At 72.2% G+C, this 19,306-nt stretch carries 19 protein-coding genes; 9 read left to right on the top strand and 10 right to left on the bottom strand.

The window, feature by feature from the left end:
- Window positions 1-9 precede the first annotated feature (9 nt).
- Window positions 10-621 (bottom strand): TetR/AcrR family transcriptional regulator, encoded by a 612-nt coding sequence (locus Q5722_RS10225; RefSeq protein WP_305028102.1) that lies wholly within the window; start codon window positions 619-621, stop codon window positions 10-12.
- A gap of 72 nt (window positions 622-693) precedes the next feature.
- Between Q5722_RS10225 and Q5722_RS10220 the strand changes: the two genes are divergently transcribed.
- Genes Q5722_RS10220 through Q5722_RS10210 form a run of 3 tightly spaced genes read left to right on the top strand, consistent with a single transcriptional unit; the run spans window position 694 to window position 3,920 of the window.
- Window positions 694-2,184, top strand: coding sequence for a flavin-containing monooxygenase (locus Q5722_RS10220; RefSeq protein ID WP_305028101.1), 1,491 nt, complete (start codon window positions 694-696; stop codon window positions 2,182-2,184).
- A 14-nt stretch (window positions 2,185-2,198) separates the two neighbouring features.
- Complete coding sequence (locus Q5722_RS10215) at window positions 2,199-3,029, top strand: SDR family NAD(P)-dependent oxidoreductase (protein ID WP_305028100.1); 831 nt, start codon at window positions 2,199-2,201, stop codon at window positions 3,027-3,029.
- Between the two features lie 48 nt (window positions 3,030-3,077).
- Window positions 3,078-3,920, top strand: a complete 843-nt coding sequence (locus tag Q5722_RS10210; protein WP_305028099.1) for an SDR family NAD(P)-dependent oxidoreductase — start codon at window positions 3,078-3,080, stop codon at window positions 3,918-3,920.
- A gap of 117 nt (window positions 3,921-4,037) precedes the next feature.
- Here Q5722_RS10210 and Q5722_RS10205 read toward each other — a convergent pair whose 3' ends face one another.
- The 3 genes from Q5722_RS10205 to Q5722_RS10195 form a co-directional block, all read right to left on the bottom strand.
- Window positions 4,038-5,222 carry a S53 family peptidase gene (locus tag Q5722_RS10205; protein WP_305028098.1) on the bottom strand — a complete coding sequence of 395 codons (1,185 nt, stop codon included), beginning with the start codon at window positions 5,220-5,222 and terminating at the stop codon, window positions 4,038-4,040.
- 182 nt (window positions 5,223-5,404) lie between these two features.
- Window positions 5,405-6,721, bottom strand: a complete 1,317-nt coding sequence (locus Q5722_RS10200; RefSeq protein WP_305028097.1) for a threonine/serine exporter family protein — start codon at window positions 6,719-6,721, stop codon at window positions 5,405-5,407.
- A 37-nt stretch (window positions 6,722-6,758) separates the two neighbouring features.
- Window positions 6,759-7,898: an FUSC family protein gene (locus Q5722_RS10195; protein ID WP_305028096.1), complete on the bottom strand. Its 1,140-nt coding sequence runs from the start codon at window positions 7,896-7,898 to the stop codon at window positions 6,759-6,761.
- Window positions 7,899-8,012: 114 nt separating this feature from the next.
- On the opposite strand from Q5722_RS10195, the gene Q5722_RS10190 reads away from it, so the two are divergent.
- Window positions 8,013-9,431 (top strand): WS/DGAT/MGAT family O-acyltransferase, encoded by a 1,419-nt coding sequence (locus Q5722_RS10190; protein ID WP_305028095.1) that lies wholly within the window; start codon window positions 8,013-8,015, stop codon window positions 9,429-9,431.
- Between the two features lie 28 nt (window positions 9,432-9,459).
- On the opposite strand, the gene Q5722_RS10185 is transcribed toward Q5722_RS10190, so the two are convergent.
- Together Q5722_RS10185 and Q5722_RS10180 are read right to left on the bottom strand one after the other, a co-directional pair.
- Entirely contained in the window at window positions 9,460-10,671 is a 1,212-nt protein-coding gene (locus Q5722_RS10185) for a site-specific DNA-methyltransferase (protein ID WP_305028094.1), read from the bottom strand.
- Window position 10,672: 1 nt separating this feature from the next.
- Window positions 10,673-11,014 (bottom strand): hypothetical protein, encoded by a 342-nt coding sequence (locus Q5722_RS10180; protein WP_305028093.1) that lies wholly within the window; start codon window positions 11,012-11,014, stop codon window positions 10,673-10,675.
- A 97-nt stretch (window positions 11,015-11,111) separates the two neighbouring features.
- Here Q5722_RS10180 and Q5722_RS10175 point away from each other — a divergent pair, with 97 nt between their 5' ends.
- Entirely contained in the window at window positions 11,112-11,477 is a 366-nt protein-coding gene (locus tag Q5722_RS10175) for a hypothetical protein (RefSeq protein ID WP_305028092.1), read from the top strand.
- Window positions 11,478-11,536: 59 nt separating this feature from the next.
- Here Q5722_RS10175 and Q5722_RS10170 read toward each other — a convergent pair whose 3' ends face one another.
- Window positions 11,537-11,791, bottom strand: a complete 255-nt coding sequence (locus Q5722_RS10170; protein ID WP_305028091.1) for a hypothetical protein — start codon at window positions 11,789-11,791, stop codon at window positions 11,537-11,539.
- Window positions 11,792-11,832: 41 nt separating this feature from the next.
- Between Q5722_RS10170 and Q5722_RS10165 the strand changes: the two genes are divergently transcribed.
- From Q5722_RS10165 to rocD, 3 genes are read left to right on the top strand one after another with little or no spacing between them, the layout of a single operon-like run.
- Window positions 11,833-13,023: a class I SAM-dependent methyltransferase gene (locus Q5722_RS10165; protein WP_305028090.1), complete on the top strand. Its 1,191-nt coding sequence runs from the start codon at window positions 11,833-11,835 to the stop codon at window positions 13,021-13,023.
- A gap of 39 nt (window positions 13,024-13,062) precedes the next feature.
- A complete protein-coding gene (ddaH, locus tag Q5722_RS10160; protein WP_305028089.1) occupies window positions 13,063-13,953 on the top strand; it encodes a dimethylargininase in 891 nt (296 codons plus the stop codon).
- Entirely contained in the window at window positions 13,950-15,149 is a 1,200-nt protein-coding gene (gene rocD, locus Q5722_RS10155; RefSeq protein ID WP_305028088.1) for an ornithine--oxo-acid transaminase, read from the top strand. The genes ddaH and rocD overlap by 4 nt, the downstream gene beginning before the upstream one ends.
- Window positions 15,150-15,425: 276 nt before the next feature.
- Here the strand turns inward: rocD and tsaD are convergent, their stop codons facing one another.
- Window positions 15,426-16,466 (bottom strand): tRNA (adenosine(37)-N6)-threonylcarbamoyltransferase complex transferase subunit TsaD, encoded by a 1,041-nt coding sequence (gene tsaD, locus Q5722_RS10150; protein ID WP_305028087.1) that lies wholly within the window; start codon window positions 16,464-16,466, stop codon window positions 15,426-15,428.
- Between the two features lie 98 nt (window positions 16,467-16,564).
- Between tsaD and Q5722_RS10145 the strand changes: the two genes are divergently transcribed.
- Entirely contained in the window at window positions 16,565-18,190 is a 1,626-nt protein-coding gene (locus Q5722_RS10145) for an HAD family acid phosphatase (protein ID WP_305028085.1), read from the top strand.
- On the opposite strand, the gene Q5722_RS10140 is transcribed toward Q5722_RS10145, so the two are convergent.
- The gene (locus Q5722_RS10140) at window positions 18,178-18,651 is read right to left on the bottom strand and encodes a GNAT family N-acetyltransferase (protein ID WP_305028084.1); all 474 of its coding nucleotides are present in this window, start codon (window positions 18,649-18,651) and stop codon (window positions 18,178-18,180) included. The two genes, Q5722_RS10145 and Q5722_RS10140, sit on opposite strands and share 13 nt — an antisense overlap.
- Complete coding sequence (gene tsaB, locus Q5722_RS10135) at window positions 18,648-19,292, bottom strand: tRNA (adenosine(37)-N6)-threonylcarbamoyltransferase complex dimerization subunit type 1 TsaB (RefSeq protein ID WP_305028083.1); 645 nt, start codon at window positions 19,290-19,292, stop codon at window positions 18,648-18,650. Before tsaB ends, Q5722_RS10140 begins: the two co-directional genes overlap by 4 nt.
- Between the last annotated feature and the right edge of the window lie 14 nt (window positions 19,293-19,306).

The following is a 19,306-nucleotide window of genomic DNA, read 5'->3' as shown; positions in this document are numbered from 1 at the left end:
ACCGCGGGGTCAGGCAAGCGGAGCGACGAGCCCGAGGATGCCGCCGAGCGACAGGGTGAACGCATCGATCATCGCGTCCTCGGTGAGGTCCCCGGGCTCGTCGAGCCATGCTCGCACGACGTCCTCGACCATGGTCGCCCAGCCTCGGGCGAAGAGGCGGGTCGCAGCCGAGTCGACGATGCCGTAGGCGGCGAGCTCCTCGGTGGTGGCCGACTCGAAGATGCGGTCGGTGAGCGCGTCGCGGCCCCGGGCGTAGATCGCAGCCACCTCCGGGCTGCCGCCACCACGCGCGGCGGCGAGGAACTCCTCGTACGACGTGCGGTGCTCCCGCACCCACCGCACGAAGTTCTCCAGCGAGACGCGCATGCGCTGCACCATGTCGGGGTGGTCGACCGGTGCGGTCGCCTCGAAGAGGTCGTCGGAGAGGCGCTGCAGGACGGCGTACTGGTACTCCTGCTTGCCACCGAAGTAGTGGTACAGCAGGCCGCGCGAGACGCCGGTGTGCTCGGCGAGGAGGTCCAGCGAGAGCTCGTCGAACGGCTTGTCGGCGATCCACGCGACGCCGAAGGCGAGGAGCTGCTCGCGGCGCTGCTCGGGCGAGAGCCGGGTCCGGGTGGCCATGTGGCGCATCTTACTGAACCACGGTCAACAACGCTATTGACGCTTGTTCAACAGCGTCCCTACTCTCGACGCATGACATCCCGGATCACCGAGGTCGACCACCTCATCATCGGCGCCGGCTTCGCCGGCCTCTGTGCCGCCATCAAGCTCGACGAGGCCGGCGAGACCGACTTCGTCGTCATCGAGAAGGACAGCGACGTCGGTGGCACGTGGCACATCAACACCTACCCGGGCGCGGAGTGCGACGTCCCGAGCCAGCTCTACAGCTACTCCTTCGCCCTCAACCCCGACTGGTCCAAGGTCTACTCGCCGCAGCGGGAGATCTGGGAGTACACCAAGGGCGTCGCCGAGAAGGCCGGCATCCTCGACCGCGTCGTCCTCGAGACCGCGGTGCACAACTCCGTCTGGGACGAGGCGACGCGGCGCTGGATCGTCACGACCGGCTCGGTGGACGGGCGCACGAAGCGCACCTACGCCGCGAAGACCCTGATCTCGGGCTCCGGCGGCCTCTCCGAGCCCTCGCTGCCCGACATCAAGGGCATCGACTCCTTCGCCGGCGACACCTTCCACTCCGCCCGCTGGAACCACGACGTCGACCTGGCCGGCAAGCGCATCGCGGTCATCGGCACGGGTGCCTCGGCGATCCAGCTCGTCCCCGAGCTGCAGAAGATCGCCGGCCGCGTGGACGTCTACCAGCGCACGCCGAACTGGATCATCCCCCGCAACGAGCGCGCGTTCAGCAGGCTCGAGAAGCTGGCGTTCCGCCACGTCCCGGGGGTCCAGCGCGCGGTCCGCGCCGGCGTCTACGCGACCCTCGAGGGCCGGGTTCCGGCGTTCGCGAAGTTCCCGGCGCTCCTCAAGCTGGTCGAGCTCCAGGGCAAGCAGAACATCGCCAAGGCGATCAAGGACCCCGAGCTCCGCGCCGCGGTCACCCCCGACTACCGCGCGGGCTGCAAGCGGATCCTGGTCTCCAACAAGTGGTACCCGGCGATCGCGTCCGACAACGTCGACCTGGTCACCTCCGGCATCGCCGAGATCCGCCCGAACTCGATCGTCGACAAGGACGGCGTCGAGCGCGAGATCGACGTCCTCGTGATCGCCACCGGCTTCCACGTCACCGACCAGCCGATCGCCGGCCACATCACCGGCAAGGGCGGCCGCACCCTGGCCGAGGTGTGGGGCGAGAAGGGCATGCGCGCCTACAAGGGCACGACCATCCACGGCTTCCCGAACCTCTTCCAGATCGTCGGTCCCAACACCGCACTCGGCCACAGCTCGATCATCTTCATCATCGAGTCGCAGGTCCGCTACATCGTCGACGCGGCCCGCACGCTGCGCCGCGAGGGCCTGGCCGCGGTCGAGCCCACCCTCGAGGCACAGGACGCGTGGAACGACGAGGTCCAGCGCCGCATGCAGCCCACGGTGTGGGTCACCGGCGGCTGTGCCAGCTGGTACGTCGACGAGTTCGGCAACAACACCACCCTGTGGCCGGGCCAGACCTTCACCTTCCGCAACCACCTCTCCCGCTTCGACCTCGACAAGTACGTCGGCACCCCGGCCTGAAAGGCGACACAGACATGAAGACCCTCAAGGACAAGGTCGTCGTCATCACCGGTGCCGGCTCCGGCATCGGCCGCGCGCTCGCCGTCCACGCCGCGGGCGAGGGCGCGCTCGTCGCGATCTCGGACGTCAACGAGGCCGGCCTGGCCGAGACCGTGGCGCTCGCCAAGGACGCCGGCGCCGTCGACGTCCACAGCGCGAAGCTGGACGTCGCCGACCGCCCCGCCTTCCTGGCGTACGCCGACGAGGTCGCCCGCTACTTCGGCCGGGTCAACGTCATCGTCAACAACGCCGGCGTCACCATGACCGGCGACTTCGAGGACATGACCCTCGAGGAGTTCGACTGGATCATGGGCATCAACGTCGACGGCGTCATCACCGGCACCAAGGCGTTCCTCCCCCACCTGATCGCCTCGGGCGACGGCCACGTGGTCAACATCAGCTCGATCTTCGGCCTCTTCTCGGTGCCGGGCCAGTCGGCGTACAACGCCTCCAAGTACGCCGTCCGCGGCTTCACCGAGGCACTGCGCGAGGAGATGCTGGTCGCGAAGCATCCGGTCGGCGTCACCTGCGTTCACCCCGGCGGCATCCGCACCGGCATCGTCCGCAACGGCCGCACCACCGCCCACGAGGACGCCGACGCCCTGAACGCGGCGTTCGAGAAGCTGGGCCGGATGGACCCGGCCAAGGCGGCGAAGATCATCTGGGGCGCCGTGCGCAAGGACCAGGCCCGGCTGCTCGTCGGCCTGGACGCGCACGCACTGCACAACCTCACCAAGTTCGCCGGCTCGCGCTACCAGGACGTCTTCGCGCTGGGCAAGAAGCTCGTCCTTCCCGGCAACCGCTGATCCCGGCAGAATCGCCCCACCTCACCCAACGCTCAGGAGCAACCCAGCATGAAGTCCCTGAAGGACAAGGTCGTCGTCATCACCGGTGCCGGTTCCGGCATCGGCCAGGCCCTCGCCGTCGAGGCCGCGAAGAAGGGCGCCCTGCTCGCCATCTCCGACGTCAACGAGATCGGCCTCGCCGAGACCGCGGAGAAGGCGCGCGCCGCCGGCTCCCCCGACGTCCAGACGGCGAAGCTCGACGTCGCGGACCGCGCTGCCTTCCAGGCGTACGCCGCGTCGGTCGTCGACCACTTCGGCCGGGTCAACCTGGTCGTCAACAACGCCGGCGTCGCCCTGGCCGGTGACTTCACCGAGCTGGAGTACAAGGACATCGACTGGATCGTCGGCATCAACTTCTGGGGCGTCGTGCACGGCTCGAAGGAGTTCCTGCCGCACCTGATCGCGTCAGGCGATGGCCACCTGGTCAACATCTCCTCGCTCTTCGGCCTGGTCTCGATGCCCGGCCAGTCGGCGTACAACGCGACGAAGTACGCCGTGCGCGGCATGACCGAGGCGATCCGCGAGGAGATGCTCGCCAACAAGACCGGCGTCGGCGTCACCGTCGTGCACCCGGGTGGCATCAAGACCGCGATCGCCCGCAACGCCCGCGTCTCGGAGGGCGAGGACCAGGCCAAGACGGCCGAGCTCTTCGACAAGTACCTCGCGCGCACCACCGCCGAGTCCGCCGCGCAGCAGATCCTCAAGGCGGTCAAGAAGGACAAGGCCCGTCTGCTGATCGGCATCGACGCCCACGCCGTGCACAACTTCGGCAAGTTCACGGGCTCGCGCTACCAGGACCTGATCGCGCTCGGCTCCGGCCGGGTCATGAAGGCCACCAAGAAGAAGCACTGACGCCGAGACGGGCCTCGTGCAACGCCGAGACGAGGCCCGTGCAGCGCCGAGACGGGGCTTGTGCAGGGATTCCCTGCACAAGCCCCGTCTCGCGTGGGCACGAGCCCCGTCTCGCGGTCAGAAGGCGCCGGCGCCGTTCGGCGTACCGAGACCGGTCGGACCGTCCCAGCCCGAGCCGGCGTTGCACCACTGCGACGTCGGGCAGGTGCCGTTGCTGCCGCTGGTGACGTCGAAGAGGTTCGCCGTGTGCGCGTAGGGCACCGCGTTGGGGTAGCCCGCGAGCGAGTTGCTTCCCAGCGCGTAGACCGAGGCGATGATCGGCGCCGACTCGCTCGTGCCACCGACCTGCGCCCACGTGGAGGTGGAGCGGCTCGTCGGGTAGTAGACCGCCATGCCGCCCTTGCCGGGGTCGGCCGCCGCGGAGACGTCGGCCATCGCGCGCTTGGCACAGCCGGTCGGCACCGCGTTCTGGAACGACGGCTTGGCGTTGTACGTGGAGCAGCCCGAGCCCGCGCCGCTCCACGCCGACTCGCTCCAGCCACGTGCACTGCCGTCCTTGACCAGGGAGGTGCCGCCGACTGCGGTCGTGTACGTCGAGGACGCCGGGTAGGAGCCGCCCTGGTAGCCGTTGTCGCCGGTCGACGCGGTGATCGCGATGCCCGGGTGGTTGTAGTAGCTGCCGTAGCTGGCGTCGGAGGCATCGCTGCTGGAGCCGTAGGAGTTGGAGATCGCCACCACGCCGGCCATCTTCGCGGCCGTGTTGACCGCGGCACCCAGGTTGGCGAACGACGCGGTCTTCGCCTGCACCACGACGATCTTGCAGTCGGGGCAGATCGCCGAGACGGCGTCGACGTCGAGCGCCTGCTCGCCGGCCCAGCCGACGTCCATGCGCGGCAGGCTGGTGCCGCCGTTCTGGTCGACGATCTTCAGGCAGCCGCTGGCGGTGGTACACGCCGGCAGCCCGAAGTAGGAGCGGTACGTCGCGAGGTCGCGCTCGAGGCTGGTGTAGCCGTAGGCGTCGACGATGGCCACCGTCTTCGCGCCCGAGGTCAGCCCGGTCAGCTTGTAGGCGTCCTGCAGCTGTGCCGGCGTGAGCGCCGAGGCGGCCGGCGTGGTCGAGGCCGGCACCACGCCGGACCCGTTCACCATCACCTTGGCGTGGCACGCAGCCGAGCCGGGCGCCGGGGTGCCGCAGACGGCGACCGGGTGCAGGCGCTGGCCTGCGGCGTCTGCGGCCGGCGGCGCGAGCGAGAACGACCCCGCAACGAGCGCGATGACCACGGACGGAAGGAACTTCCTCATCGACATGACTCCTGGAGTGAATCGCCGGTCCCCTCGAACGGCCTCCCGCTCCGGCGTCCCTCAACGGTGCACCTGCGGACGACGCGCTGGCAATGGACAAGTCGGACGGATCCGGGAACCCGGGGTCCGTCCGCCCGCTCGACAGCCGCCCGACGACCCCTCGACGGGCGCTCGGCGACCGCTCAGCGACCTGCTGACTTGGCTCGCAGCGGACCGACGAGCCGGGGCCCGGCGAGGCGGCGTTCCAGGCGCCGGGCCTCGCGGGTGACCGGCTGGGCGACGTACTCCCCGAGGATCACCCCGGCGGCCAGCGCCAGGGAGATCGAGGCCGCGGTGACCAGGGAGAGGATCCCCGCCGCGGGGTTGGCGCTGTCGCCACCGAGCTCGGAGAGGCCGCCGTAGATCGCGAAGCCGGGCAGCATCGGGACCACCGCGGAGACGACGATGACGAGCGGCGGCACCGCGAACCACCGGCTCAGCGTCCAGGCGAGCAGACCGACGACGAACGCCGCCACCCCGGTGCCCCAGGTGGCACCGAAGCCTCCCGCCTGGATCTGGCGCGAGACCAGGAGGGCAAGGGCCGCGAGCGAGGCGACCGGCACCAGGGTCCGCTTCGGCGCGTGCGACGCGTAGGCGAAGCCGGCGGCACAGATCGCCGCACCGACGACGACCACCGCGACGCCCTGCAGCGTGTTGTGCCACTGCTCGATCCGGCCCACGTCGACGTGGACGACGTGGGCGAACGACAGGCCACCGCTGACCCCCGCGATGATGCCGGCAGTGGCCAGCAGCGCCTCCGTGATCCGGGCACTGCCGGTGACGTAGAAGCCGGTCAGGCAGTCCTGCAGCGCACCCATGAAGCCGATGCCGGAGAGCAGCATGACGATGTTGGCGGTGACCACGAGGGAGGGATCGAGCGAGGAGTCCAGGGACGCCGTCACGACCGCGATCAGTGTCGCCACGGCACCACCGGCGACCTGCTGGTAGAAGCGCGGCAGCCGCCGCCGGGCCATGGCGGCCTGGAGCCGGTCGATGGCCGCAGCGGCGCCGAACGCGATCACGCAGACCAGCGCTCCACCACCGAGCATCAACGCGACGCCGGCCGACATCGCGCCCCAGCCCAGGGTCACCTTGGTCCGGCCGCGGCGGTGGCCGGTCGAGCTCACCTTGGCCACGATCGCCCGTGCCGCGACGAGGTCGACCTCGCCGGCGAGGATCTGCGCGACCAGCCGGTCGACCCGGCTGAGGTCCTGGTAGTCGATCTCCCGCTGGACGACGTTGCGGAGCAGCGCGACCGGCGGCTCACCGGGGTCGGGCTGCCACGACATCGCCAGCGAGGTGAACGTGACGTCGACCGTCGCGTTGCGGAGCCCGAGGTGGCGCGCCACCGACTGCATGGTGGCCACGACGTCAGCCGCTCCCGCCCCCGACGAGAGGAGCAGCTCCCCGACCCGGAGACAGAGGTCGATCGTCATGTGCCGAAGGCGGGTCTCGTCCATCCCCCCATGCTGGCAAGGAGCCGGTGACCTCGCGACGTCACCCCGGCTCGGGACGGTCCTCGGTGTCCAGCCAGACCCGGCTCGGCAGCGGCAGGGCATCGGTCGCCTCGAGCGGACTCATGCCGGTGAGCTCGAGCAGGTCGGCCGTCAGGCCACGCAGCATGGCGAGGACGACCTCGACGGAGAGCGCGTGCGAGCGGCCGAGCGCTGCGGTCCGGTGACCGACCTGGAGCAGCGCCTCCCGCGCCGCGGTGCTCTCCCCGCCACCGGCCAGCGCCTGGGCGACCAGGTCGGCCGCGTCGGCGAGCTCGCGGCACACCTCGGCGTACTGCGGGGGCACGGGCGCGCGGTGGTACGCCGCCACGGCCGTGCGCCGGACCAGCACCCGCGTCGTGCGCAGCGCCTTGTCGACGGGCTCGGCGAGGACGACCATCTGCTTCATCCGGTCGCGGTGGTGGTGCTGGAGCGGCGAGACCGTGATCGCGACCGCCTCGTCGGCGAAGGCCCGCAGCTCACGCACGAGCCGGTCGGTGGTGCGGGCGTCGGCGAGCAGGGCCATGGCCGGCTCGACCTCGCCGTGCACCATGACGTCCGCGGCGGCACGCAGGAGCGCGGCGATCTTGCGGACCACGACGGCCGCCTGCTCGCCGGGACGGCGCAGCGGCGCCCCGGGGACGACCGCGGCCGCCAGGAGCGCGAACCCTCCGCCGACGAGCGCGTCGATCCAGCGGTCGATGGGCTGGCCGGTGCCGGTCTGCGAGGCGAGCGCGACCACGATGATCGCCTGGACCGCGGACTGCGTGACGATCAGCTGGCCACCGTCGAGGAGCATCGCCGCGATCATCGCGAACCCGACGACCAGGCCGATCTGCCACCCACCGCTGCCGACGGCCAGCACGAACATGTCACCGATGAAGACACCGAGCGCCACCCCCACCGCGATCTCGGCGACCCGCCGCAGCCGTTGCCCGTAGGAGGTCCCGAGCGCCACCACGGCAGCGACCGGCGCGAAGAACGGCACGTGGTGGCCCAGCACGTCGGCTGCCACGAACCAGGCCAGGGCAGCCGCCACCGCGCACTGCCCGATGTGCCACGCCTTCGACTGCAGGCGACGGATCCGGGCCGCCACCGAGGTGCGGCCGCGGGTGCGGACCAGGTCGAGTGGCGGCAGTTCCATGACGGGATCTTGGCAGACCACGAGCAACCCCGGACGGACGACCGGAGGGGTGGCTAGGCTGCCCGCATCCGGCAGCGCCGCACGGCGTACCCCCGGAGGAGAAGAGGCAGCTCGATGGCGACCCCGCTGGACCCGCAGTCCCTGGCGTTCTTCCTGGCCGAGAGCCGGAACATGCCGATCCACGTGGGCGGCCTGCTGCTCTTCGAGAAGCCCGACGGCGCCGGTGACGACTACGTCCGCACGGTCTACGAGGACATGCTCACCATCGACCGGCTCAAGCCGCTCTTCGCCAAGCGGCCCTACCGCTCGATCGCGACCGGCGGCCAGTGGGTGTGGACCGAGGACGACCACTTCGACATCGAGCACCACGTCCGGCACAGCGCGCTGCCCTCACCGGGCCGGATCCGCGAGCTGCTCGACCTGACCAGCCGCCTGCACGGCACCCGCATGGCCAGCGACCGCCCGCTGTGGGAGACCCACATGATCGAGGGCCTCGCCGACGGGCGGATCGCGATGTACACCAAGATCCACCACGCGCTGGTCGACGGCGTCTCCGCGATGCGGCTGCTCTCCAGCAGCTTCTCCCCCGACCCCGACGAGCGCGGCATGAAGCCGCCCTTCGCATGGCAGGAGCGGGCACCGCGCGAGCCGCGCGACCGCACCCGCGTCGAGCAGGCGAAGGCGCTCGCGGAGATCCCGCCGAGCGCGATCCGCTCCACGATGGCCGCGATCGCCGACGCCGCCGGCCTGCCCGGCGCGACGCTGAAGTCGCTCGGCAACTCGCTCTCGCTGCCCAAGGCCGGGCCGGTCTCGTTCGCCGCGCCCAAGACGATCCTCAACCAGCGGATCACCGGCGCCCGTCGCTTCGCAGCCGACGACTGGTCCTTCGAGCGGCTCAAGCGGGTGGGCGACGCCACCGGCACGACGATGAACGACGTGCTGCTGGCCATGAACGGCGGCGCGCTGCGCACCTACCTCGACGACCTCAACGCCCTTCCGGACACCTCGCTCGTCTCCATGGTCCCGGTCGGGCTCAACGCCAAGCAGGCCGGCGTCGCCTCCACCGCCGGCGGCAACGCGGTCGGCACCCTGATGGTCCGCCTCGGCACCGAGCTGGCCGACCCCGCCGAGCGCCTCCAGTCGATCCACGCCTCGATGGCGTCGGGCAAGGAGATGATGGCGTCGATGACGAAGACCCAGATCATCGCGATGGCCGGCCTCGGCATGGCGCCGTCGATGCTGACGCCGCTGCTGCGGCTCAACAGCGTGGTCAACCCGCCGTTCAACATCACCATCTCCAACGTGCCGGGCCCGAAGGTGCCGATGTACTACAACGGCGCCAAGCTGGTCGGCATGTACCCGGCATCCGTGCCGATGCACGGGCAGGCGCTCAACGTCACCGCGGTCTCCTACAACGGCCAGGTCGGGCTCGGCCTCACCGGCTGCCGGCGGACCGTCCCGCACCTGCAGCGCCTCCTGGTCCACCTCGAGGACGCCCTGGTCGACCTCGAGGTCGCCGCCGGCCTCCGCTGAGCCGCGCCGGTCCGGGCGGCCCACCCGGTCAGCCCAGGCGGTACGCCGCCACGGCAGCCCCGTGGACGGCGGCCGCGGCGCGCAGCCGTGCCTCGGTGATCTCGCTGACCCGCGCGAATCCCGCGGCGCGCGCCGGCGAGGCGGGCCGGGTCTCCTCGGGTGCATTGACGCTGATCGAGAGCCGGGTGCCGCCGTCGGCGGCGTCGGCCAGCAACGCGGCGTGCCCCGTCGTACCGGAGCCGGCGAAGAAGTCGAGCACGACGGCGTCGTCGGGGTAGGTCTCCAGGACGCGTCGGAGCAGGCCGGTCGGCTTGGGCGACTCGAAGACCTTGCCGACCAGTGCCTTCACCTCCGCGACCGCGGTGTCGGTCGAGCCCACCTCCTCGTGGGTCCAGATCGTGCGGAGCTTCTTGCGGCGGTCCGGGTGCAGCCAGTCCCGCTGGAAGACGTCGACGCGCTCCCCCAGCCGACCCCGCAGCGTGCGGCAGACCAGGTCGTCGGCGGGCCGCTCGTCGACGAGCCGCGTGGACCAGCGCCACACCGCCGGCGACCCGTCGCCGAAGACCGGCCAGATCTCCCGAGCACCGTCGAACGGCGTCGTCGCGACGCGCCCCGACACCGGGTCGCCCCAGAGCGGGTAGGCCAGCGTCCGACAGGTCTCGGGGTTGGACTTCTTGTTGGTGTTGCGCAGCGGGAGGTGGCGGAACCGCCGCCCGTCCTCGTGCACCTGCGGGAAGTCGGCCTCGGTCACCTCGTGGGTGCTCGTCGGGTCGAGGGCACATGCGGCGAGCGAGCGCGCGTAGACGAGCAGGTACTCGTGGTTGGTCGCGAAGAACGGCCCGAGCTGGCGCCCCTTCGGGTTGAGGTTCACGACCACCTGGGCGATGAAGTTGCGCTCGCCGAAGACCTCGTCCAGGAGGAGGCGCAGGTGGGCGACCTCGTTGTCGTCGATGCTCACGAAGATCGCGCCGCTGGGCGCCATCAGGTCGCGGGCCGCCTCGAGCCGGGGACGGAGCATCGCCGTCCAGGCCTCGTGCCGGCCACGGCCGTAGCCCTGCTTGTCGGCGTACGCGAACCCGTTGCCGGTGTTGTACGGCGGGTCGATGTAGACCAGGTCGACGGGCCGGCCCTCGAGCTCGGGGAGCTTCGGCAGCAGCGGCAGGACGTCGAGGTTGTCGCCCTCGACGAAGACGGTGCGCGCCCCGGCGGGGTTCCCCGCATCGGGACGCAGCTCGGTCATCTCAGGCGGTCGCGGCCGGGATCCGCTTGGACAGGTCGGCGTGGGCGAGCAGCACCTCGAACGGCAGGTTCGAGTGCGGGTACGTCGCGATCGGCTGGTCGCCGGTGAAGACGACGTACGTCGTGGTGCCGTTGGGGGCGACCTTCAGGATCGAGCCCTCGCGGACGGTGGCGGCCTGCTTGAGCGCCTTGCGCTTCGCCGTGACCGACCGGGCGCGGCGGGCTGCCGCGGCGCCGGCCTGCTTGCCACCGTTGTCCCACGCGATCTTGACCTGCGGGCCGTACTTCACGGCGACCTTCGCCCCGGTACCGAGCACCTTCGCGGTCGTGGCTGCCTTGCCCATTGCGCTCCCCTGTCCTTCTCGCGGTCTCCGGAGGCGGCCGTGTGAGGTCGCCCTCGAAGCGGCCGCGCCGGCCACTCCCGACGATATCGTCCGGCACATGAACGCGCTCCGCCTGCCGAAGGTTCCGACGCTGCCGAAGGCCGCCCTCCCGGGGCCGGTCTCGGCCGCGCTGCCGTCGCCGACGACGGTCCGGCTCGCGGTGAAGGTCACCGTCGCCGCGGTCCCGCCGGTGATCCGGCACGGCGACCTGCGCGCGGTCAAGCACCTTCCGTTCGTCCTCACGCACCTCGACGACGCGGCGGTCGTCGCGGGTGCGATCGCCGACCCGGTCGGCAGCGCGGTCCGGGCGCCCGGAGCGGCCGCGCGCCTCGGCGTCCGCGGTGCCGTGGGTGGCGCGAGGCTCGGCGTGCGGGGCGGCAACGCCGTGCTGCGTACGCCGGGTCGGGTGCTGCGCCGCCGCTGACGTCGCGAGCGGAGTGCGCTGGTCGACGGGTCCTGCGGAGGGCCGCGCACCCGACTCGCTCAGGCGAGCGGGTCGACCGGGAGGTCCTCCGGCTTGACCTGCTCCGGCGCGATCCACTGCAGCCCGCCGCCCATGAAGGTGTGGACGAAGCCGCAGCGGCGGCAGATCGCGCCGTCGGCGGACTTGTTGGCCCAGTCGAGGTCGAAGAAGGACATGCCGGTCGTGTTCATCTTGATCTCGCGCTGCAGGAAGAGGGTGCCCTCGCACACCTGGCAGCTCAGGAACCGCTTCAGCGGCATCACGTAGACGTGCATGGGCCTCAGCGTGCCACGCCTTGCACCACTAGGCTCCGCGCGTGGACCTCGACGCCTTCCGCTGGCTGCTCACCGACGCCGGTCAGCAGCTGCTCGACCGCGCCGCCCACGCGTACGCCGACGTGGCCGGCGACCCTGTGGCGGCAGCCTCCGCGGTCCGCCGGCTCGAGCCGGACCCGGACCGTGCGACCGCGGCACTGAGCCAGGTCCAGCTGCGCGTCCGGGCCGTGGCGAAGTTCGGTGACGACGCGCTGCGCATGTACTTCGTCGGCGACGCGCTCGAGCAGGCGACGCGGCCACGCATCGCCGCCCACCGCGCGGCGCGGCTCGCGGCGTTCGCGCCCCAGAGCGTGATCGACCTCGGCTGCGGCATCGGCGGCGACCTCGCGGCGTTCGCGCGCGCAGGGCTGACGGCGGCCGGCGTCGACCTGGACCCGCTGCGGGTGGAGATCGCGCGTGCCAACCTCGCCGCGCTCGGGCTCGCCGGTGCCGTCGAGGTGGCGAACTCGACGCAGCTCGACCTGAGCGGGTTCGGGGCCTGCTTCGCGGACCCCGCGCGGCGCACCTCGAGCGGACGGGTCTTCGACGTCAACGGCTGGACGCCGTCGTGGGACTTCGTGCTCGGCCTCTTCGGACGGGCGTCCGTCGTGAAGGTCGCGCCCGGCATCCCGCACGACCTCGTGCCCGAGGGTGTCGAGGCCGAGTGGGTCAGCGAGGCAGGCGACCTCAAGGAGGCCGCCCTCTGGTCGCCGGCCATGGCCACCGCCCGACGCCGCGCGACGGTCATCCCGGCGAGCGGCGGCCTGGCGACGCTGACCGAGGAGGACGACCCCTACGACGGCGCGACCGAGCGGCCCGTGCGGCCCGTCGGCGGCTACCTCTACGAGCCCGACGACGCGGTGATCCGCGCGGGGCTGGTCACCGCAGTCGCGGCCGGCGTCGACGGCGGCCTCGTCGACGAGAAGATCGCCTGGGTCACCTCGGACAGCGCGTTCCGCACGCCCTTCGCCCGCGGCTACCGGGTGGTCGAGGAGCTGCCGTACCGCGAGAAGCAGCTCAAGGCGGCCCTGCGCGAGCGCAGCATCGGGCGGCTGGCGATCAAGCCCCGCGGCGTGCAGGTCGTGCCCGAGCAGCTGCGCAAGCGGCTCGCGCTGAGCGGCGCCCACGAGGGCACCCTCGTGCTGACCCGCGTGGCCGGTGCCGGAGCGGCGTACCTGGTCGAGCCGATCTGATCCTTCCCGCGGCTCGACGCCCGGGAGTAGCGTCGTTGCATGGTGGAGATGGCCCCCGCCACCCCTGGTCGGGCCGGCACGCCACGGAGCGGCAGCACGCGCGGTGAGGAGATCCGCACCGCACGAGCCCGTCGCTACCTGATGTGTCGACCCGAGCACTTCACGGTGGCGTACGAGATCAACCCGTGGATGGACTCCTCGCGAGCCGTCGACACGGACCTCGCGCTCGCGCAGTGGGAGCACCTGCGCCGCACGTACCTCGACCTCGGGCACGTGGTGGACCTGGTCGATCCGCTGCCCGGGCTCCCGGACATGGTCTTCGCCGCCAACGGCGCCCTGGTGATCGACGGCCATGCCCTCGGCGTGCGGTTCCGGCACGCCGAGCGCGCCGCCGAGGCAGGGGCGTACGCCGCGTGGCTGCGCGCGCAGGGCATCGAGGTCACGGACGCGGTCGCCCTCAACGAGGGCGAGGGCGACTTCCTGCTCGCCGGCGACTGGCTGCTCGCAGGATCCGGGTTCCGCTCCGACCCGGCCTCGCACGCCGAGGCGCAGGAGCTCTTCGGCGTACCCGTGGTGTCGCTGGTGCTGGTGGACCCGCGGTTCTACCACCTCGACACCGCGCTCGCGGTGCTCGACGACCGCACCGTCGCGTGGTGGCCTCCGGCGTTCAGCCCGGGCAGTCGGCGCGTGGTGGAGCGGCTCTTCCCCGACGCGATCGAGGCGACCGAGGAAGACGCCCTGGCATTCGGTCTCAACGCCGTCTCGGACGGGCGGCACGTCGTCGTCGCCGCGGCCGCCCGCCACCTGGTCGCCGAGCTCTCCTCCCGGGGCTACGTACCCGTGCCCGTCGACCTCTCCGAGCTCCTGCGCGGGGGCGGCGGGGCGAAGTGCTGCACCCTCGAGCTGCGGGACGCGGTGGCGGCGGCATGAGGAGCTCCGGTGAGCACCTCGCCCTCGCCCAGGCGCGCGCCGCGCACAACTACGCGCCGCTCCCGGTGGTCGCGTCGCACGCCGAAGGCGCCTGGGTGACCGACGTCGAGGGGCGGCGCTACCTCGACTTCCTCGCGGCCTACTCCGCACTGAACTTCGGGCACGGCCACCCCCGGATCCGTGCGGCGGCGGAGGCACAGCTGGAGCGGATGACGCTGGTCTCGCGCGCCTTCGGGCACGACCGGTTCGGGCCCTTCTGCGCCGCCCTCGGCGACCTCGTCGGCACGGAGATGGTCCTGCCGATGAACACCGGTGCCGAGGCCGTCGAGACGGGGCTCAAGCTGGCGCGCCTGTGGGGCTCGGTGGTGAAGGGCGTGCCCTGCGAGGAGTCGGTGGTGGTGGTCGCGTCGGGCAACTTCCACGGCCGGACCACGACCATCATCAGCTTCTCCGACGACCCCGTGGCCCACGACGGCTTCGGGCCCTGGACGCCCGGCTTCCACACGGTCCCGTACGCCGACGAGGCGGCGCTGGCCTCGGCCCTCGAGGACCCGCGCGTCGTCGCGGTGCTGCTGGAGCCGGTGCAGGGCGAGGCAGGGGTGATCGTGCCGCCGCCCGCCTACCTGCCGGCCGTGCGCGCCGCCTGCACGGCTGCCGGCGTCCTGCTCATCGCCGACGAGGTGCAGAGCGGACTGGCCCGGACCGGCCGGACGCTCGCCTGCGAGCACTGGGGCGTGCGCCCCGACGTCGTGCTGCTCGGCAAGGCCCTGGGCGGCGGCGTCCTGCCGGTCTCGGCAGTGTGCGCCGACTCCGACGTGCTGGGCGTCTTCCGGCCGGGGCAGCACGGGTCGACGTTCGGGGGCAACCCGCTGGCCTGCGCGGTCGGCTCCGAGGTCGTGGCGATGCTCGCCGAGGGGACGTGGCAGGCGAGGGCGGCCTCGCTCGGCGTGCACCTGCGGTCACGGCTGGACGAGCTGGTCGGCACGGGGGTGACCCGGGTGCGCAGCCTGGGCCTGTGGGCCGGCGTCGACCTCGCCCCGTCGGTGGGCACCGGGCGCGAGGTCTGCGAACGGCTGCTCGCCCACGGCGTACTCGCCAAGGACACGCACGGCCACACCCTGCGGCTCGCTCCCCCGCTCGTCGTCACGCCCGAGGAGATCGACCTCGCCGTCGACGCCCTCGCCGCATCCCTCTGACCCGCCTCCTGCGCCGAGACGGGGCGTGTGCCGCGCCGACACGGGGCGTGTGCCGAGGTTCTCCACAGGCCGCCCGGCACGAGGCCCGTCTCGGCGCGGCACGAGGCCCGTCTCGGCGCGGCACGAGGCCCGTCTCGGCGCGGCACGAGGCCCGTCTCGGCGCGGCACGAGGCCCGTCTCGGCGCGGCACGAGGCCCGTCTCGGCGCGGCACGAGGCCCGTCTCGGCGCGGCACGAGGCCCGTCTCGGCGCGGCACACGCCCCGTGTCGGCGAGGGTCAGGCGACGACGGTGGTGACCGGGAGGGAGGAGTCGGCGGGCAGGTCGAGGGCGGAGGGGGTGCGGCCGCGGGCGACCAGCTCCGAACCCAGCGCCGCGACCATCGCGCCGTTGTCCGTGCAGAGGCCAGGCCGCGGGACGCGCACGCGGATGCCGCGGGCCGCGGCTCGCTCCTCCGCCAGCGCCCGCAGGCGCGAGTTCGCCGCGACGCCGCCGCCGATCATGATCGTGTCGATGTCGTGCTCGAGGGCCGCGTCCATCGCCTTGCGGGTCAGCACGTCGCAGACCGCCTCCTGGAAGCTGGCCGCGACATCCGCGACCGGCACCGGCTCGCCCGAGGCCTCGCGTGCCTCGATCCAGCGGGCCACGGCGGTCTTGAGACCGGAGAAGGAGAAGTCGAAGCGGTGCCGCTCGAGGTCCTTGCGGGTCGAGAGGCCGCGCGGGAAGTCGATCGTGATCTCGCCGTCACGCGCCGCGCGGTCGATGTGCGGACCGCCCGGGAACGGCAGCCCGAGCACGCGCGCGACCTTGTCGAACGCCTCACCCGCCGCGTCGTCGATCGTCGCTCCGAGCGGCGTGACGCCGAGGGTGATGTCGTCGACCAGCAGCAGTGACGAGTGTCCGCCCGACACCAGCATCGCGAGGCAGCGGTCCGGGAGCGCACCGTGCTCGAGCTGGTCGACCGCGACGTGCGAGGCGAGGTGGTTGACGCCGTAGAGCGGCTTGTCGAGCGCGAGCGCGAGCGACTTCGCCGCCGCCACGCCGACCAGGAGTGCTCCGGCGAGGCCCGGACCGGACGTCACCGCGATCGCGTCGACATCGCGCAGCGCGACGCCGGCGGTCGCGCAGGCGCGCTCGATCGTCGGCACCATCGCCTCGAGGTGGGCGCGCGACGCCACCTCCGGTACGACGCCACCGAACCGCGCGTGCTCCTCCACCGAGCTCGCGACCGCGTCGGCCAGGAGGGTGTGGCCGCGCACGATGCCGACACCTGTCTCGTCGCAGGAGGTCTCGATTCCGAGGACGAGGGGCTCAGTCATGGTCGTTATTGTGCCGTGTCCTCGGGTTCACCTCTCCGAAGCAGTCGAGGCATAGCGTCCGCTCCACCACACTCGACTCTTTCCCGGGAAGACACTCGATGAACCTCCTCCGCTCGCGGCGCCTCGTCCCCGCGCTGACCGCCACCACCGCGGTCGCCAGCACCCTCCTCGCCGCCGCATCGCCGGCCGGTGCCCAGGCCGATCCGGACCGGCACCTCACGCCGGCCACGCACTTCACCGTGGCCGCTGACGGCTCGAGCGGCCTCACCGCGTCGGGCGACGCCCTCCCGGACATCGACGTGGTGAAGTCGACGATCCGCGCGTACTACGGCGCCTCGAGCAAGGGCATCGCGGACAAGACGACCTCGCCCTACATCTCCGAGCTCGCCGACCTCCAGGCCGCCACGCTCGCGCGCCTGCCCACGGTGGACCCGGCGGCGCACAAGGCCGTCGTCTTCGACGCCGACGACACCACGCTGTGGACCTACGACATGGAGGACGGGGCCATGCACTTCAGCTTCGACCCCGTCCTGCAGAACACCTGGGTCACCAACGAGCAGTTCCCCGCCGTGCCCGGCATGCCCGACTTCGTCACCGCCGTCGCTGCGAAGGGCTACACCATCTTCGGCATCACCGGCCGCGGCGAGTCCCAGGAGCCCGCGACCGTCGACAACCTCGCCAGGGACGGGTACGCCGTCGACGGCGCCCCCGTCTTCACCGCCGAGAACTTCTACACCAAGCCGTCGGTCATGCCGTCGTACGTGACCTGTGCGCTGCCGAAGTGCACCACCGTGGAGTACAAGGCCAACACCCGCAAGCACATCGAGCAGGACCTCGGCTACGACATCGCGCTCAACGTCGGCGACCAGTTCTCCGACCTCCAGGGCGGGTACGCCGACCAGTCGCTCAAGCTGCCCAACCCGACGTACTACCTCCCGAGCCCGGACATCGCCGGTGCCCCGGAGAGCGACGCCACGCTGGCCCCGCGCACGGAGTTCACGATGGCGGCCGACGGGTCCTCCGGGCGCACCGAGGGCGGTGAGGGCATCCCCAACATCGACGCGGTGAAGTCCACGATCCGCACCTACTACAGGGCCAGCAGCGCGGGCATCGCCGACAAGGCGTCCTCGCCGTACATCGCCGAGCTGGCCGGCATCGAGGCCGACAACCGCGACCGCCTGGTCAACGCCTGCCGCCGCGAGCTGCGGGCGGGCCTCGAGCCGGCGGTGGTCTTCGACGCCGACGACACCACGCTGTGGACCTACGACATGGAGGACGGGGCGATGAAGTTCGTGTTCGACCCCGTGGCCCAGGACCGCGACTGGGTGCAGCCGCAGGCGTTCCCCGCCGTGCCCGGCATGGTCGACCTCGTCAACGCCGTCGGCGACGCCGGCTGCACCGTCGTCGGCATCACCGGCCGCAGGGACACCCAGCGGGCCGCGACGCTCGGCAACCTCGCCAAGGTGGGCTACCGCCACTTCTCCGCCGACCACTACTTCACCAGGTGGAACTCCGGCACCACCCCGGACCCGACGATCTACGGCGGCACCGGCTGCGCGACCGGCTCCTGCTCGACGGTCCAGTACAAGTCGGCGGCGCGGGCGTACCTCGAGTCGCAGGGCTTCGACGTCATCGCCAACTTCGGCGACCAGTTCAGCGACCTCGCCGGGGGTCACGCCGACCGGACCGTGAAACTGCCGAACCCGACCTACTACCTGCCCTGAGCAGGCAGCGCCAGCTCCAGCACGAGAGCGGCGGCCCCGCTGCGGTAGTACCGGGGCCGCCGGTCGATCTCGACGAAGCCGAAGCGCGCGTACAGCGCCCGCGCAGCCGCGTTGTCCTCGGCGACCTCGAGGAGGACGCGCTCGGCTCCGTCCTCCCGTACGCCGTCGAGCGCGACGTCCATCAGCTGCGACGCCACCCCCGACCGCTGCCCGTCCGGGGCCACGCCGATCCTCTGCAGGTCGCTGACGTCGGCGACCGTCCGCATGATCACGTAGCCCGCGACCTCCGCGGCTGAGCCGGGCTCACCGGCCGCAGACGACGTGAGCAGGACCCACCCGCGACGGCCGTAGCCACTCAGCTCCTCGGCGACCTGCTCCCGCGACCAGGCGTCGCCGGGAAAGAGCACCGGCTCCAGGGCAGCGATCGCAGCGGCGTCATCGACCGTGGCGGGCCGGATCACCGGCCGGTCTTCGGTGCGGGTACGACGGCGGCGACCGCATCCGGCCGCCGCAGGTAGAGCGGCTCGGGGTCGAGCACCTCGACGGTGCCGGCGAGGACGAGGCGAGCGAGCCAGCCCGCGCTCGGCTGGGCGGGCCCCACCCCGTGCGGGAACGCCGCGGGGTAGAGCACGGGCCCCTCCCCGACGGCCGGCCGGCTGGTCGCCGCCGTGTCGGGACGCACGACCTCCGGCCCGCTGACGCGGGCGCCCGTCTCGTCGTACGCGGCGAGGTAGACCTCCTTGCGGCGGGCATCGGTCGCCACGACGAAGTCGCCCACGACGGCGCCCGAGGCGACGGCCTCGGCGGCGAGCACGTCGAGCGTGCACACCCCGTGGACCGGCACGCCCAGTGCGAAGCCGAGGGTGCGCGCGGTGACCAGCCCCACGCGCAGGCCGGTGAACGGTCCCGGGCCCACGCCGACCGCGACGCCGGTGAGGTCGGCCGGCGTCGCGCCGGCCTCGGCGAGGACCGCCTCGATCAGCGGGGCGAGCTGCTCGCCGTGCTTCATCGGCTTGTCGGAGACCGCTTCCGCACGGACCGTCGATCCGTCGTGGAGGGCGACCGAGACCAGGGCGGTGGCGGTGTCGAAGGCGAGCAGCACAGGGACAGGCTAAC

The organism is Nocardioides jiangxiensis (assembly GCF_030580915.1).
In the GTDB taxonomy this organism is placed as follows: domain Bacteria; phylum Actinomycetota; class Actinomycetes; order Propionibacteriales; family Nocardioidaceae; genus Nocardioides; species Nocardioides jiangxiensis.
The sequence above is the reverse complement of the archived record's forward strand: the minus strand, read 5'-3'. Positions and strand labels throughout refer to the sequence as shown.

Excerpts from the sequence above, each read along its gene's own strand:
- Q5722_RS10225 (WP_305028102.1), bottom strand. The coding sequence starts at position 621 with ATGGCCACCCGGACCCGGCTCTCGCCCGAGCAGCGCCGCGAGCAGCTC.
- Q5722_RS10220 (WP_305028101.1), top strand. The coding sequence starts at position 694 with ATGACATCCCGGATCACCGAGGTCGACCACCTCATCATCGGCGCCGGC.
- Q5722_RS10215 (WP_305028100.1), top strand. The coding sequence starts at position 2,199 with ATGAAGACCCTCAAGGACAAGGTCGTCGTCATCACCGGTGCCGGCTCC.
- Q5722_RS10210 (WP_305028099.1), top strand. The coding sequence starts at position 3,078 with ATGAAGTCCCTGAAGGACAAGGTCGTCGTCATCACCGGTGCCGGTTCC.
- Q5722_RS10205 (WP_305028098.1), bottom strand. The coding sequence starts at position 5,222 with ATGAGGAAGTTCCTTCCGTCCGTGGTCATCGCGCTCGTTGCGGGGTCG.
- Q5722_RS10200 (WP_305028097.1), bottom strand. The coding sequence starts at position 6,721 with ATGGACGAGACCCGCCTTCGGCACATGACGATCGACCTCTGTCTCCGG.
- Q5722_RS10195 (WP_305028096.1), bottom strand. The coding sequence starts at position 7,898 with ATGGAACTGCCGCCACTCGACCTGGTCCGCACCCGCGGCCGCACCTCG.
- Q5722_RS10190 (WP_305028095.1), top strand. The coding sequence starts at position 8,013 with ATGGCGACCCCGCTGGACCCGCAGTCCCTGGCGTTCTTCCTGGCCGAG.
- Q5722_RS10185 (WP_305028094.1), bottom strand. The coding sequence starts at position 10,671 with ATGACCGAGCTGCGTCCCGATGCGGGGAACCCCGCCGGGGCGCGCACC.
- Q5722_RS10180 (WP_305028093.1), bottom strand. The coding sequence starts at position 11,014 with ATGGGCAAGGCAGCCACGACCGCGAAGGTGCTCGGTACCGGGGCGAAG.
- Q5722_RS10175 (WP_305028092.1), top strand. The coding sequence starts at position 11,112 with ATGAACGCGCTCCGCCTGCCGAAGGTTCCGACGCTGCCGAAGGCCGCC.
- Q5722_RS10170 (WP_305028091.1), bottom strand. The coding sequence starts at position 11,791 with ATGCACGTCTACGTGATGCCGCTGAAGCGGTTCCTGAGCTGCCAGGTG.
- ddaH (WP_305028089.1), top strand. The coding sequence starts at position 13,063 with ATGGTGGAGATGGCCCCCGCCACCCCTGGTCGGGCCGGCACGCCACGG.
- rocD (WP_305028088.1), top strand. The coding sequence starts at position 13,950 with ATGAGGAGCTCCGGTGAGCACCTCGCCCTCGCCCAGGCGCGCGCCGCG.
- tsaD (WP_305028087.1), bottom strand. The coding sequence starts at position 16,466 with ATGACTGAGCCCCTCGTCCTCGGAATCGAGACCTCCTGCGACGAGACA.
- Q5722_RS10145 (WP_305028085.1), top strand. The coding sequence starts at position 16,565 with ATGAACCTCCTCCGCTCGCGGCGCCTCGTCCCCGCGCTGACCGCCACC.